The organism is Streptomyces rishiriensis, from assembly GCF_030815485.1.
Classification (GTDB): Bacteria; Actinomycetota; Actinomycetes; order Streptomycetales; family Streptomycetaceae; genus Streptomyces; species Streptomyces rishiriensis_A.
In genome coordinates, this window is sequence record NZ_JAUSWV010000003.1 from 1 (window position 1) to 13,843 (window position 13,843).

Annotated in this window: 10 protein-coding genes and 2 pseudogenes; 9 read left to right on the forward strand and 3 right to left on the reverse strand. The window is 67.3% G+C overall.

The window, feature by feature from the left end; all coding sequences use genetic code 11:
* The first annotated feature begins 574 nt into the window (after positions 1 to 574).
* The 6 genes from QF030_RS39855 to tpg all read left to right on the forward strand — a co-directional run bounded on the left by QF030_RS39855 (position 575) and on the right by tpg (position 8,203).
* Complete coding sequence (locus tag QF030_RS39855) at positions 575 to 2,959, forward strand: DEAD/DEAH box helicase (protein WP_307167871.1); 2,385 nt, start codon at positions 575 to 577, stop codon at positions 2,957 to 2,959.
* A 573-nt stretch (positions 2,960 to 3,532) separates the two neighbouring features.
* Positions 3,533 to 4,420 (forward strand): KPN_02809 family neutral zinc metallopeptidase, encoded by an 888-nt coding sequence (gene ypfJ / locus QF030_RS39860; protein ID WP_307167872.1) that lies wholly within the window; start codon positions 3,533 to 3,535, stop codon positions 4,418 to 4,420.
* A 157-nt stretch (positions 4,421 to 4,577) separates the two neighbouring features.
* Positions 4,578 to 4,970, forward strand: coding sequence for a VOC family protein (locus QF030_RS39865; protein WP_307167873.1), 393 nt, complete (start codon positions 4,578 to 4,580; stop codon positions 4,968 to 4,970).
* A 352-nt stretch (positions 4,971 to 5,322) separates the two neighbouring features.
* On the forward strand, positions 5,323 to 7,434 hold the full coding sequence (gene tap, locus QF030_RS39870) for a telomere-associated protein Tap (RefSeq protein ID WP_307167874.1): 2,112 nt from the start codon (positions 5,323 to 5,325) through the stop codon (positions 7,432 to 7,434).
* A gap of 4 nt (positions 7,435 to 7,438) precedes the next feature.
* Positions 7,439 to 7,591: a hypothetical protein gene (locus tag QF030_RS39875; RefSeq protein WP_307167875.1), complete on the forward strand. Its 153-nt coding sequence runs from the start codon at positions 7,439 to 7,441 to the stop codon at positions 7,589 to 7,591.
* 54 nt (positions 7,592 to 7,645) lie between these two features.
* Entirely contained in the window at positions 7,646 to 8,203 is a 558-nt protein-coding gene (gene tpg / locus QF030_RS39880) for a telomere-protecting terminal protein Tpg (protein WP_307167876.1), read from the forward strand.
* Between the two features lie 282 nt (positions 8,204 to 8,485).
* On the opposite strand, the gene QF030_RS39885 is transcribed toward tpg, so the two are convergent.
* Complete coding sequence (locus tag QF030_RS39885; RefSeq protein ID WP_307167877.1) at positions 8,486 to 9,316, reverse strand: integrase catalytic domain-containing protein; 831 nt, start codon at positions 9,314 to 9,316, stop codon at positions 8,486 to 8,488.
* A 128-nt stretch (positions 9,317 to 9,444) separates the two neighbouring features.
* Here QF030_RS39885 and QF030_RS39890 point away from each other — a divergent pair.
* Both QF030_RS39890 and QF030_RS39895 read left to right on the forward strand, forming a co-directional pair.
* Positions 9,445 to 9,992, forward strand: a pseudogene (locus tag QF030_RS39890) (transposase); the annotation flags it as partial.
* Positions 9,993 to 10,364: 372 nt separating this feature from the next.
* Positions 10,365 to 10,694 carry a deoxyxylulose-5-phosphate synthase gene (locus QF030_RS39895; RefSeq protein WP_307167878.1) on the forward strand — a complete coding sequence of 110 codons (330 nt, stop codon included), beginning with the start codon at positions 10,365 to 10,367 and terminating at the stop codon, positions 10,692 to 10,694.
* Positions 10,695 to 10,903: 209 nt separating this feature from the next.
* Here the strand turns inward: QF030_RS39895 and QF030_RS39900 are convergent.
* Both QF030_RS39900 and QF030_RS39905 read right to left on the reverse strand, forming a co-directional pair.
* A pseudogene (locus tag QF030_RS39900) lies at positions 10,904 to 11,127 on the reverse strand (4'-phosphopantetheinyl transferase); the annotation flags it as partial.
* A gap of 149 nt (positions 11,128 to 11,276) precedes the next feature.
* Entirely contained in the window at positions 11,277 to 12,701 is a 1,425-nt protein-coding gene (locus QF030_RS39905; protein ID WP_307167879.1) for a condensation domain-containing protein, read from the reverse strand.
* Between the two features lie 417 nt (positions 12,702 to 13,118).
* On the opposite strand from QF030_RS39905, the gene QF030_RS39910 reads away from it, so the two are divergent.
* Positions 13,119 to 13,712, forward strand: coding sequence for a hypothetical protein (locus tag QF030_RS39910; RefSeq protein ID WP_307167880.1), 594 nt, complete (start codon positions 13,119 to 13,121; stop codon positions 13,710 to 13,712).
* Positions 13,713 to 13,843 lie beyond the last annotated feature (131 nt).

Sequence of the window (13,843 nt, forward strand, 5' to 3'; positions counted from 1 at the left end):
CCCGCGGAGCGGGATATGCAGCGCTGGCGCGCTGCATAGGGAACGGCTCCGCTGACGCTCCGCCGGATTCCCGCGCAAGCGCGGGAATCGAATTCCGCAAGCGGAATTCTGAATACGTGTCAATTCGCGCAAGCGCGAATTGATGGAATCCCGCAAGCGGGATTCCTGGGGCTGGCAGCAAGAGGAGGGTGCATCACGCGCGGGACTGTGTGGGGCTTGGGATTCCCAGCCACCACCTCTGCAACCTATGTGACGGATCGTCAGTCTCATGCGGTGCTGGCCTCGCTGTAGTGACGGGTTCCGCTGCGCTCCACCCTGACCCCTTCCCCCACTGTCTAACCTGTCCCCACATGTTCACCAATGGCCTGTCAGTATACAGGGCAACCGGCCGTTCGTGAGTGAGATTAAATCACTGTGCCACCCTCGGACGCGAAGTTGGTGTGCGGGTGATGCATCACGAGTTGTTACTGTGTAGAGTCTGGGATCAGATGCTATACCCCTACCGCCGCGCACCTTGCGCCTGGATTCCATTTGTTATTACGCGCTGCATTCCGAGAAAAGGAGAGCACGGGGCATGGCCGTGAAGCTGCGTGATCACCAGATCGAGGCCGTTGCCGCCATTGTGCGGGGTCTTGATGTTCCGCCGGATGGTATTCCCCGGAATGGTCTTCGTGGGCAGGTGCACGCTGCGTGTGGGACGGGGAAGACCATCATGGCGGCGGCGACGGCGAGGCGGCTTGTGCCCAGGGGGCGTGTGCTCGTGTTGGTGCCGACGCTGGATCTGCTGGCGCAGACGGTGAGGGCGTGGCACGAGGCTGGGCACAAGGGGCCGGCGGTTGCGGTGTGTTCGCTCCAGGACGACCCGGAGTTGTGGTCGTTGAGGGTGCGCTCCACGACGAACCCGATCCAGTTGGCGCTGTGGCACGGCCAGGGGCCGGTCACCATCTACGCGACGTACGCCAGCTTGGGTGTCCTGGGGGAGGCGTTCGAGGGTGTCTACGGTCAGAAGCTTGATCCACTAGACCTCGCGGTGGTTGATGAAGCCCACAGGACAAGTGGCTCGATGGGTAAGGCGTGGGCGGACATCCACGACCAGGCCGTCATCCCGGCGTACCGGCGGCTGTACCTGACGGCCACACCGCGGATCTGGGAGGAGCGGCTCAGCCGGGAGGTCGCCGAAGGGGTTCGGGATCCGCTGCCGCGGGAGATGGCGGCGTCCATGGACGACGAGGAGGTCTTCGGACCTGTCCTGTACAAGCTCTCGCTCGCCTCTGCCGTCTCACGGGGCTTGTTGGCGCGGTACCAGATCATCGTGCTGGAGCTGAAGGACCCGGTCGTGACGCCCGAGCGGCTGATGGGTGAGGAGCGGCGCAGTGAGGAGGTGCGGGGGCAGCGGCTCGGAGCCTTGCAGGCGGCGTTGTTGCACACGATGGCGCAGCATGACCTGTCGACGTGCATCACCTTCCATCACCGGACGATCGAGGCGCAGGCGTACGCGGAGGGCTTGGAGCGCGTGGCGGTGAAGTTGCACGCCGACCAGCCCGAGGCGTACCCGGCTCGGATCTGGGCGGACTGGCTGTGCGGGGAGCATGTCCCCGAGCGTCGGCGGGAGGTTCTGGGTTCGTTCGGGTCTACGGCGCAGCGCGCTGTGCTCTCCAACTGCCGTGTCCTGGGCGAGGGTGTCGATATTCGAAGCGTGGATTCAGTTGCCCTGCTGGACCCCAAGGGAGCGCCGCACGACATCGTCCAGGCCATCGGCCGGGCACTCCGCCAGAAGCCGGGACAGGGCAAGCTCGCCTCTTTGATCGTGCCGGTATTTCTCCAGCCGGGAGAAAAGCCGGAGGACATGTTCACCTCCGGGTCATACCGGCCGTTGGTGAAAGTCTTGGAAGGTCTGCGCGCTCACGATGAAGAAGCCGTCGAGCTGCTCGCCATTCCGCAGGAGCCGCAGAAGGATGTCGCCCAACCGTCCGTGAACATCGGCAGGCCCCCCGGGGAAGGAGAAGCCGAATCACGGTTGCTGCTCCGTTTCGCCGCCCCACGCGACCCGGTGATGGTCGCCGACTGGGTCTCCTTCAACGTGATCGACACCGAACGCCAGGACTGGGCCCGCGCCTGGGCGAAACTGAAGACGTACGTCGAACGCGAGGGGAACGCCCGCGTGCCCTACGGACACCGCGAGGGCGCCACACCACTTGGCCAATGGATCGCAGAACAACGACGCGCCTACGCAGCCGGACAGATGACCGGCCAACGCGCACGCCGGCTGGAGCAGCTCGGCATGGTGTGGTCCGTCGCGGATGAGCGGTTTCAGGAGAATCTGGAGGCCGCGAAGGCTTACTACGAAGACCACTGGACCCTCTGTGCTCCGAGGTCGGCAGTGGCCCTGGACAGGCCGGTAGGACAGTGGTTGAGCAACCTGCGCCGCGCAGGCGCGCTCGAGGGGCACCCGGACTGGGAGACTGCGCTCAAGGAGATCGACGAGGACTGGAACCCGGCGTGGCCGGCGGAGTGGCAGCGGCACTACGTCGCGCTGCGCGAGCTGGTGACCGACGAAGAGGGCCAGGCGGAGGTTCTGCCCGGGTTCACGGTCCACGGCATGGACATCGGGAAGTGGCTGGCCCGACAGCGCAAGCCCGAGGTCTGGCAGTCCCTTCACGACGGGCAGCGCGAACGTCTGGAACAGCTCGGCATCACACCGCCCGCCCCGCAGCCGGAGGTACCCTCCGCGAAGCCGTCCACGGCCCCCGTGAGCGCCTTCGAGCGCGGCGTTGCGGCCCTGGCGCAGTACAAGGCACGGGAAGGGCACCTGACAGTGCCTAGGGGGCACCTAGAACGGCTGGACGACGGGAGCGAGGTCCGGCTCGGGGTATGGCTGACCAACACCAAGACCAGGCGCGCCAAGCTGAGCGCCGACAAGCTCGAGGCGCTGGCTGGCCTCGGACTGGAGTGGGCGTGACGCTGGCCGCGGCCGGTCGTTGAGCCTGGCGGTCAAGAGAAGTGCACTGTGAAGCCCCGGGTCGTGATCATCCGGGGTTTCGTGCTGTCGGCAGGTCCAGGTCAGTGACCGCGTTGAGGGCACGTCGTGTGGCGGGTCCTCCACGGGTGTGCGTTGGCCACGTGGCGGTCCGTGAGTCCCGCGACGTACATGCCGTCGGGTAGCTGCACGTCGGTGAGCTCGGACCCTTCGGGGTCGCGCCCACATCGCGCCTGACGATGGTGCCCGGGCGTCGAGGTGGCGTGCAGGGCGGCCAGCGGCAGGGCTCGCATGCGGAGCAGACGGTGGGACGTCCTGGACGCCGCGGCCGGAAGCCCATGCGGCTTCCCGCAATGGGACGAAGGCGACCTTGAGGGCGAGGATGCGCGCATCTTGTCCGTCGGCCAGCTGTCCGTCATCCTCCTCGCGAATCGCGCCCTCAGGAACCTGGCGGGTGTGCACGAAGAACAGGCGGGAGGGGGATGTCCTCGTACGGGGTAGGCGAGCGGGACGACACGGGGCGATCCGGCGCGCTGCTTGAGGGAGGGCCAACGTATGCAATTCGACGACGATGCTGCTCTGGACACGTCCGAGGTCACGGACGGGCGGGGAGGTGCGCTGGGCGGGATCCCGGGCGGCGGGAAGACCATCGGCGGAGGACTGGTCGGGCTCGTGGTGCTGGTCGCGTCCGTGTACTTCGGTGTCGACCCCGGCATGTTCGGCTCGGGCAGCAGCGACACTTCCTCGTCCCGCACATCAGCCGCGGACCTCGCGGCGGACTGCCGGACCGGTGCCGACGCCAACCACAAGGAGGAGTGCCGGATCGTCGCCGTGGTCAACAGCGTGCAGGCCTTCTGGAAACAGACGGAGACAGCCGCCGGCAATCCCTACCAGCAGGCCCCGACGTTCCTGTTCACCGGCAGTGTGAACACCGGCTGCGGGAACGCGACTTCCGACGTCGGCCCCTTCTACTGCTCAGCCGATGACAAGGTCTATCTCGACCTCGGCTTCTTCAACGACCTGAGCAGCGAGTTCGGCGCCAAGGGCGGCCCGTTCGCCGAGGCCTACGTGATCGCGCACGAATACGGCCACCACTTCCAGGACCTCAGCGGAACGATCTCCCGGGGCAGCGGTAAGGGCCAGAACAGCGGCTCGGTGAAACTCGAGTTGCAGGCGGACTGCTACGCCGGGGTGTGGGCCCACCACGCCACCACCACCCCCGACCCCAAGAGCGGTAAGCCACTGATCACCGACTTGACCGAGGACGACATAAATCGCGGGCTGGACGCGGCCGCCGCCGTCGGAGACGACCGTATCCAGCAGCGCTACCAGGGCAAGGTCACACCCGACGCCTGGACTCACGGCTCCGCGAGCCAGCGCCAGCAATGGTTCTCCACCGGCTACCGCTCCGGCCGCGTCGCCAGCTGCAACACGTTCAGCTGACCACGACAACCGCGGCACGACGCCCGGCCGTGGGCCGCCGCTGATGGGCAGATCGCGTCTTGTGCCGCGCCGCGGTCGGTGGTCGGCGGCCGATGCCCGGTGTCCGTGACTCGGGTTCGGTGGAGGAAATCCGGGGCCGTTGGGGCAGCAGCACTGTATGCAGGCTCAACCGCTTTTCACGCTGGCAGCGACCACTCTCGATGCACCAGACGCCCGCGAGTTGGCGCAGTTCTACCAGGACCTGCTCGGGTGGCCGATATGGAAGGAGAAACCCGGCTGGGTTGAGATCGCTCCGCCCGACCGCAGTGCCGGCCTCTCGTTCCAGACAGAGCCGCTCTTCACCCGCCCGCGGTGGCCGTCCACACGGTCCGAGCAGCAGATGATGATGCATCTGGACATCGAAGTGAACGATCTGTCATCAGCTGTCGAGCATGCTCTTGCCCTGGGGGCGACGATGACGGACTTCCAGCCTCAGGATGATGTACGCGTCCTGTGCGACCCGGCGGGCCACCCGTTCTGCCTCTTCGTGCGCACCGGCCCGAGTGCCTGACAGCCTGTATTCGGGCCGGCGGCCGCACAATTCCACGAGTGGGGCCGGCTACGCCGGAACTTCTCCCGGTACAGCGCGAGGTCGTCGACGCCACCGATGTGTGAGCGCTGGCAGCCATGCCCTCATGACGACGGGACTGAGGGGGCGGGAGCCCGGGGAAAGCAGTCGCGAGGGTGTGGCAGCAGGCAGGGACGCCGATGCGCGACGCGGGGTCCGCTACCACCAGCTCGGGCTCTCGGTTTCGCGACCAGCGGCATGAGGGAACAGTGCTCCGGGGCTGGGCATTGCGGGCTAAACCATAGGGTAAGTTTATAGATAAGCGACGTTCCTGTCGGATGAAGAAGGTGCGGTCATGGCATCTGAGGAAGAGCTGTTCGCGTCCGTCGATGCTCTGCTGAACGAGGAGCCGCATCTGCCGCCTCCGGCGGAGCGTGCCCGGCTGCGGGAGGCCGCCGGGATCACCCAGGCCCGCCTCGCCACCGCGCTGAAGACCACGACCCAGTCGGTGAAGAACTGGGAGAACGGCCGCAGCGAGCCGAAGTCGCCGCGCCTGGATGCCTACCAGCGACTGCTCAACGGATGGGCGGCGAAGTATCCCGCCCCCGGCACCTCCCCGGCAGCTCCGGCGGTCTCGATTGCCGCGACGGCGCCGGCTGAGCCGGCCGCGTCCGGGGTGGAACCGTCAAGCGCCCCGCAGGCTCCCGCCGTTCCAGCCACGGCGCCGGCGCGCCCCGCCAGCGCCCGGCCGGCCGCGGCATCACGGCGGCCGGCGGCGAAGAAGGCGGCGCAGCCCGCAGCCGACCCGCGCTTCCCGCACGGCCCCCTCGCGGTCCTGGACGGTGACGGCAGCGCGTACGGCGTCGACGGGATCGTGCTCGACTGCCCCGCGACAAGCGTGGTGGAGCTGGTGGAGTGGACGCTGCACGAGTCCGGCCTCGGCGCGCCGCGCCTGCACCGCAACGGCAAGGACTCCGACCCGCTGATCGTCCTCACCGCCGCGGCCGCCGTGAAACTCGGACTCCCCGAGCGCCTGGAGGGCCACGAGCAGCGCCGCTCCCTGCGGCTGCCGGAGGACCATCCGGTGGTCAAGCAGGTGGTGAAGGCGAAGTGGCGGCTCACCCAGCGCGGATTCGGGCCGTGGGCGAGGATCTACCGCAAGGTCCAGGGGCGTGAGCGGCAGTGTGTGCAGCTGGCGGTCCTGTCCTGGGACGCCCTCGACGAGCGGTCCTGGCCCGGGGTGGCGGAGATGGAGCCGGCCGACATCGCCCGCGTCCTGGGGGTGTATGCCCAGCGGGTCATCACCCCGCGCGGGTCGACGGCCGTGTCCGGGCTGGAGCTGATGACGGCGCTGCGGCCGCCCACCCGCGCGGTGCAGGACCCGCAGACGGGAAACTGGGTGCCCGGCCACAACCCCGGCTCGCTGGGGACGGAGCCGATGGACCCCGCACCGCCGGAGGCCACCCCCGAGCACCCCGTCGTCGTCGACAGCGGCTGGAGCGGCGGGTTCCTGAACGAGGAGGCCTACCAGTGGGTGCGCGACGTCAGCCTGCTGAGCGATGAGGAGTGCACGCTGCCGTACGCGGTCGGCCTGGACCTCAACACCGCCTTCCTCGCCGCCGCGGCCCGCCTGGTCGTCGGCCTGAGCGCGCCCGACCACTTCCACGCCCCGGCCTTCAACCCGAAGATCCCCGGCTCCTGGCTGGTCGATCTGTCCCACGTGGAGGTCGACCCGCGTCTGCCGTCGCCGTTCACCCCGGACGGCACCCGCCCGACGGGGCCTGCCTGGTATCAGACGCACACCGTCGCCTACGCCCAGGAACTCGGCTACAACGTCGCCCCGATCGAGGCGTACCTGCGCCGCGAGACCGGCGCGTATCTGGACCCGTGGCACGACCGATTGAAGAACGCCTACGTCGACACCCTCGCCGACCTCGGCGTCACCAGGGACCTGGACGACCGCGCCTTCCTCGCGGCGATGGAACGGCACAAGGACGCCGACCCCGCGATGGCGGCCGTCCAGGCCGCCATCAAGGCGACCGTCAAGGGCGGCATCGGCAAGCTCCGCGAGCGCCCGCAGGGCAAGCGCTACAAGGAGGGCGAGCGGTGGCCGGCCCTCCAGCGCCCCACCTGGCGTCCCGACATCCGTGCCGCCGTCATCTCCAAGGCGCGGGTCAACATGCACCGCAAACTCACCAACATGGCCAGGATGACGGGCCTGTACCCCCTCGCCGTACTCTCCGACTGCGTCGTCTACCCCTCCCCCGGCGACAGCCCGCTCGACTTCCTCCCGTACGCCGCGTCCGGCAAACCGCAGCCCGGCGGCTTCCGCCTCGGACCCACCCCGGGCCTGGCCAAGCTCGAAGGCGTCCAGACCATGCTGTGGGCGGTCGACCTCATGGAACAGGGCTACAACCCCGCCCGCCACATCAAGGGCGGCGACGCCGTCCAGGACGAAGGAGAGTAACGCCGTGCCCGACACCGGCCCCGCGCCGTCGCTGCGGGCCGCACAGCAGCTGCGCAGACGCCGGGCCGTCCAACAGCCCCGCAGTACCGCCACGCGTGCCCAGCGCGGCCGGCACTTCGCCGCCACCGCCCGCCTGCGCCACACACACCGGACCTGATTCCCGCCGGCCGACACAGACGGCCAAAACCCAACCGCCGAGAAGGGCTGAGCTGTGGCAGAGATCGAGGACGCCATCGAGCGGGCCGACAGGGAAGCGTTCACCCGCCAGCCACCCAAGACACTGAAAGGCCAGATCGGCTACCTGATCCGGCAGTTGGGCAGCGCGAAGGCCGTCGCGCAAGAGATCGGTGTCACCGCCGACTCCGTCAACCGCTACCGGCGCGGCGCCCGCAAACACGCCCGCGCCGACGTCGCCGCAAAAATCGACGACGCCGTACGGCAACGCTGGCAGCCCCAGGTACGCAAACGCAGGCAGCGGCAGGCCGCCACCACCGGTGGGGTCACGGTGGAGACGCGGGCCCGGTTCGGATACACCGCACCCATCGGCACCACCGACGACGGACGCTTCCGCCGACTCACCGTCCACCTCCCCCCCACCTACGCACAACGCCTGTTCGACGCCCGCAACACCGGAGCCAGCGACCAGCAGATGCGCCAGATCATCGCCGAAGGACTCAAAGACGTGTACTTCCAGGACAACGGAACCCGCGCCACCGGACTCACCGACGTCACCCTCAACGACATCGACTACCTCGACCTCGACTACTAACCGGACGCCAGCCGCAGGCCCAGCACCAGCTTTGTGACTCAGCGGTAGGCGAGGGCGGCAAGTTGGGCGGTGACCTCTAGCCTTGTGCATCGGTCCTCGGATCCTGGCCAGCCCGCCGAACGCGAGCCACCCAGGCAGGGGCCGCGGGCTGGCTGTGATGGCTGAACGCTGAGCAGCAGCAGGGAAACGGCATCGGGGGTGTGGTGTGGCAGCGGGGGTGTTGCGGACCGTGCCGCTGGCCGGGGAGCTGACCGCATCGTTGATCAGCCGTGTGGCGGCCCGCTACGGTCTCCCGACCGCCGGTGTGCTGCGGCTGTGGACATGCCGCAACTCCCCCGCCGGGCACGACGGCGGCGGTGCGCGGGCGGACACGGAGGTCGTCCTCAACAGTGCCGGGCGGCGGGTGCTCGCCGAGCTGTGCAGGGTGGAGCCCAAGGTACTAGCGCGCGCTTTGCCTGCCTTCACCATGGACAACCCCAAGATCAGCACCGGTCGGGAGGCCGGGGTGGCACAGGCACGGTGGCGGGCGGCCGGCACGGTGGCGGGTCCGGCACGGTGGCGGGTCCGGCCGCGTTCGGCTGCCGGCTGTGCACCGCCCGCGGCGCACCGGACAGGCGCTGCGGGCGGTGCGCTACCTGCCACGCTGGCATCGGTCTGCCTTAGCCACGGACGCTGGCTGCTGGACGCGGACGCCGACCAGCAGCTGGAACACCTCGAGGTGCGCGGCGCATCTGAGGTGGGGGTGTAGGCGGGCAGGTCCTCCACCGTCACGTCCAGAAGATCGAATGCAACGGCCACCGTCCTGGACAGGAAGCCCTTGCCACGGTCCACACGCACCTTCTCCGGCAGGCCACCGAAGGGGCCATAGGGGTGGTCATAGGGGTCCTCGCGCAGGACCGCGGAGCGCAGTGCGGACAGCACCGACTCCCGCGACGGATGCACCGGCGTGACGGCGACGCCGGTAATCGCGTTCGTCGCGCAGTCGGTGAACCAGGTGATCCACGGTCTGCGGGCCTTGCCGTCGACGTCGACCAGCACCGGGGCCTGCATGTGGTCGGTCTCCCATGCCTGGTGAAGAGCGTTCGCCTGCTGCGCCGAGTTCACCTCCGTCACGTGGGACCCGCTGCCGATGGGGCGAGCGGGCTTCCGCCTCAAGGGAGTCCAAGGCGACCGCCTCCTGTTCGTGATCTTCCATATGGGAGAACCTGGTATGTCTGGTGGAGACCGTGCCGACGGTGGCGGTGAAGAAGACCTTCCGGGCGTTCGTCCCCGATCAGATGCTGATGCTGCCGCCGTCACTGGATGAGTGGCTGCCCGAGGGGCATCTGGCCCGATTCGTGGCCGAACTGGTCGACGAGGTGCTCGACCTGGGCCGATCCTGGCGTCCTACGCCGAGAAGCGCGGGTTCCTGCCGTACGACCCGCGGTTGATGGTCTGGCTTCTGGTCTACGGGTACACCACCGGAGTGCGCTCGTCGCGGGCGATCGTGCGCAAGTGCACCAATGATGTGGCCTTCCGCTGTCTGGCCGCCGACCAGGCTCCGGACTTTCGCTCGATCTCCCGGTTCCGCCGCCGCCACCTGGCCGCGCTCGCCGGTCTGTTCCTGCAGTCGCTGCCCCTGGCGCAGAAACTGGGCACGGTCAAGATGGGCCGCGTCGCGCTGGACGGCACCAAGCGGGAAGCCAGCGCCTCCAAGCACAAGGCGATGAGCTACGGCCGCCTGACTGGCAAGGAATACACGATCCAGACAACGTCCAGGGCGGACAGGCTCCAGGTCAGCCGGTTGATCACGTAGACCACGGACAGCTGTCCGATGGAGGCGGCGCGGACGTCCTCGCCTTCCGGGTCCCCAGCGTTCTACTGGGGCCAGCCCCACTGGCAACGCACGGCGATGTCCAGGACGTCACAGCGGCCGCAGGCTACCGGGCATCCTCGGCAGTGCCCAAACCGACATCGACAACGCGCACCTATACCCTGTTCGACTCGCCAAATCGAATGCTCAGTCACAGGCACCTGCTTTGTGGTCGGGCAGCACGTCAGTTGGCCGCTGAGCGTTCGAGTTGGTCAGTTGGGTTTGGAGGGCGTTCCGACCCTCCTGCCTGGCCCCTCGATCTGTTCAATACGTTGGTCGGTCCCCAGGGAGATCTCTAGGGTTGAGCGCATGGCTCACGCGAAGACCTCGTACGTCTGCCTCTCTTGCCGGACCTCCTACAAGCAGCCCTACGACAGAACGCGACAGCGGACCTGTCCCCGCTGTGCGGAGCCGCTGATCCACGCAGGTTCGGCGTTCGCCGCGCCCCGGCGGCGGGATGTCGCGGCGTGGCGAACACTGACGGTGCTGCTGAACGTCGGCGTGGGGTTTCACAAGAGCTGCTGCGGCGGGCCTGGATATCGCCCCAGGACCCTGCGTGAGGTACGCGAACGGATGACGCACGCGCAGCGCAGTGGAGAGCCGATCGCGCACGTGCTCGTCCGGCGGGACGTGGGGTGAGGGACGGGCTGGGGAACGAACGCTCAACTAGCCATGTAGAGCGCCCAGCCATAGGGAGTTCTTGGGCCGCGCTGTCTGCTGGGGTTGCTGGGCAGCTCAGGCAGCTGGAGGAGGCCAGGGTCTGGTGCCGTCGTCGACAAGGCGCGCTGCGCGGCGCTGGGGCTGGTGTGCCGAGCGTGGCACCGGGCGCTGGGACGTGGGTGCCTCACCAGCCCGTCGGGCCAGCGCGGTGCGCCACGCTGGCCGGGCAGAACCGGCTGCGGCGCCAGCCGAGCTTCTCCATGGCGAGCCGCGCGCAGCCCCGAACTGCGGTGAACTCGCGGCGCCGTTTCTCCACGGCCCGCGCTATGACCGCCTCCTCTTCGGGGTAGAGGATGACGCCGTCGCCGAAGGCGTCACTTGTCCCGGAAGGGATGCCCGGATCCGCAGCCACCTCCGGGGTCGGCTTCCCGGTCTCCGTCACAATCCGTACCGCCCCCTCGCGGAACTGCGGATCGTAGAGGCGCTCTTGATGCCATGACCCCAACTGTCCCTCCCGGCGCGGTCTCCACAGTAGGTGGGGAACCTCACCATCGGTTAACCTCACCATCGATTTGTCGGGTAGGCGTCAAGGATCTTGCCTGCGACTTCCCTATTCGCTGTTCCGTCGACCGCTGCTTGGACGGCGAGGGATTCCAACGCGTGGAGGAAGGACTTCATGTCGTCCGGAGAAATAACTGCTGTATCGGCTCGCAGCTTTATCCACGTCTCGTCAGGGAAGTAGTCGGCGGTCAGATAAAAGCGTCTCCCGGGCCGGTCGCGGTCGAGTCCCCTCATCGTGCTGACCGTCGTGAGACCGAGGAGGTCGGCGGGATCTTTAGACAGCGGCCCCCGGGGGCGTTGGGGGGAGCTGGGATTGCTTTGCATCATTCCCAGGTTGAGTGTGCAGGACAGGTCCGCTTCGCAACGGCCGAGGGTGCGCATCTCCCGCACCGCCGTCTTCACCGCGGCGGGGTCGTATCGGCCCCAGCGGTAGGCGGGTAGTGCAGCTGCCCAAGCGCCTCGGAGGACCTGGGAGAACGTCGTCCTGTCGACGTCGAGGCATATCGGAACATCCTGCACTAGGGTGCCGAGCGAAGGGTGCGAAAGGCCTCGCGTGCGGTTGGCGGAATATAGGGTGAACCCGCTTCGAGGGTTTCCGGACCAAGCCGCGAGAAGGAGGGCCGCAAGCGACAGTGTCACGGTCTGGGGGCTGACTTTGTGTCGTGCGGCGATAACCTCGTTCGCGGCGGTCATGGCCGGTGACTTCATGATCAAGTTCTGGAAGCGATGTGACTCCGGAACCCGGCGTTGATCCGGGAGCATCGCCGGTGGGCACTCCGGCAGCTTGGCCATCCAGTAGCGCAGGGAGCGCCTGGCGTGCTCCCTGCCCTCCGACTGCCCCTCTCGAAGCGCGAGATCTGCGGGCTGGGTGACCAGCCCCCCTGGAGCTGCCGACGGGCGGGGAGCCCCGGGAGAGCCGAGCATTTCCTTCAGTTCGGCGAACAAGAGGGGTAGGGACCATCCGTCCGCGGCCAGGTGAAATAATCCGAAGACGACGGCTTCCGGGCGTCCATTTCGAACAACGATGCAGAACTTGATGGGGAAAACGTCTTCCGCCGCGAACCGGAAGTCGTCCATACGTGCGATCAGACCATCCAGGCACTCCTCGTTGCCGCGTCCGATGTCATAGATCTCCAGGAACAACTGCCCGTGGCCGACGACGACCTGCTGAGGTTCCCCGGCGCCGCCTAGCCGAAATGTTGTCCGTAACACCTCATAGCGCTCTACAAGAGTCCGTAGCACCTGGCAGACATCTTCTGTTGTCAGGGCGCCAGTCACGGGTACCAGTTCGGTTATATTGAGGTGGTGGAGGTCCGGGCCGCAGGCCACCACTTCTTCCCACATCCATTGCTGCCCCCAAGTCTGAGGGTAGATTCCCGAGCGCTTAGCTGAGAACGGCACGGCGCGGATATTAGCCCGCTCCATATGGATTCTCCTGTCGGAATTAACTACGGCGCCTGCGAATGCAGGAGAATTCACGATACTGGATGACTTGACAGTGCGCCAAGGCGCTTGTGGGGGCAGTTGGGGGCGCCCGGAAGGGCGACAGGTCTGCGGCAGACCCCGAGACTCACAAGAGTCGCACGTACTGACCTCTACGGCGATCGGGCCGCATAAACCGGCCGCAATGCCCCATAAAGGAGATGGGCACCCCGGCGATGGAGCGGAATAATCGCAGCTCCAGAATGTCTCCGAAAGACAACAAGGGGGACAATTCGAAAGAGCACCTTTGTATGCCGGTCTTCGACATTAGGTCACCCATGCTATGACCCCGCAGGACGGGCAGGCTCGGGCCGCCTGGTCCGCCGTGACTCCTGCAGGACCGCCGGCCGCGGGGCCTCCGTGGCGTTCCTGCGCTGGGTCATGGAGAAGGCGCGCTCGTCCGGCGCCGTGGAGTTCCGGGCGGACCTGCGGCCGACGGACGCCACCACCGAACTGCACCTGCTTTTCCGTCAGGCGGACCTCCGGGCGGCCGTCGAAGCGGGCCGTGACCCCGACTCCGCGCTGACGCTCCACCGGGACCTGCGCGGCGATCTTCCCCAGTGGCCATCGTGGCTGGACGTCTCGGACCGGACGGACCACACCTGCACCAACCGGAGCTTCGATGCGGATTCACAGCACCTTAGACGTGAAAATCCACCTCAGGTCACTACAGAGATGCAGAGCATCTCTGTAGTGAAGGGGTTTATCGACACGGAAACTTGTACTAGTCAGCGCAGAAAAAATCGTGCCGATGGCCAAGCCTGGTATAACCGTCCCTATCGGCCGGATGTCCATGCCACCATGGGCTCGGTTTCCCACGTATCCGCGCCGTTGGCACCGTTCCGCAGAACTGTCCAGAAGGTCACAGTGTGCCCTTCTGCGAGGTCCTCATCGCATGTCGTGGGAGGGTTGTTGGCGCCGTTCGCGTCGTGGCATTCGCCGCTGCGTCCGTAATCCGTTAGCCACACGAGGACAGCGCGCATTCCATCAGCGCGCAAGTCCTGAACAGTGAATTTGTCGCCTGTCGAGTAGAAACATCCAGGTGCGTAAGAATAAGGGGCGTTACAGAAGGTGGTAGTAGTGGC